Below are 658 nucleotides of genomic sequence, written 5' to 3'. Positions count from 1 at the left end.
GATGTTGGCCTGGACGGCGTTGTCGGTGGCGTCGGTGGGGTAGCCGGCGACGACGGCGCCCTCGTAGAAGGTGCCCTGGGACTGGTTGGTGTTGCCGTTGCAGCAGTCGCCGCCGCTGCCGAGGATGATGGCGCCCTCCGGAGTAGAGGCCGTATTCGAGGTCGGCCTGGACCCAGGGGCCGCTGCCGGAGCAGCCGCCGAACCAGCAGCTGGTGCCGAAGTAGATCGCGTCCATGGCGCCCGCGCCGTCCGCCCTGCGGTCGGTCTCGCTGTTGCCGTAGTCGAAGCAGCAGCCGCCGTTGACGTGGGTGCCGCTGGTGACCATGTACGCGCCCTCGGGGGCACTGCCGGTGGGGACGCCTGTGAGGTGGCCGTCGCGCCAGTAGCTGTTGCCGGGGTTGATGTACAGCGAGTACACCTTGCCGCCGCTTACCGTCAGCGACTCCGAGGTCGCCTTCGCGGGGGTGTCGGAACCGCCGGCGCCGCCGGGGCCCTGGTACATCACGTCGTTGCCGTGCCCTGACTGGTCGTAGACGGTGGTGATCACGCACGTGGTACCCGCGCAGAAGGAGTCCTGTGCGGCCGCGTCGGCCCGGCCGCCGGCCTCCACCACCCCGATGTTCTTCGTCGAGTTGTCCGACGAGCGCCGGACCTGGTA

1 pseudogene is annotated in these 658 nt (G+C 69.9%); it reads right to left on the bottom strand.

The window, feature by feature from the left end:
• Nucleotides 1-658 (bottom strand): annotated as a pseudogene (locus IH54_RS41060) (arabinofuranosidase catalytic domain-containing protein); the annotation flags it as partial.

The organism is Streptomyces sp. NRRL F-5123 (genome assembly GCF_000721495.1).
Taxonomy (GTDB): domain Bacteria; phylum Actinomycetota; class Actinomycetes; order Streptomycetales; family Streptomycetaceae; genus Actinacidiphila.
Note: the sequence above shows the minus strand (reverse complement) of the source record. Positions and strands in the feature narration are given on the sequence as shown.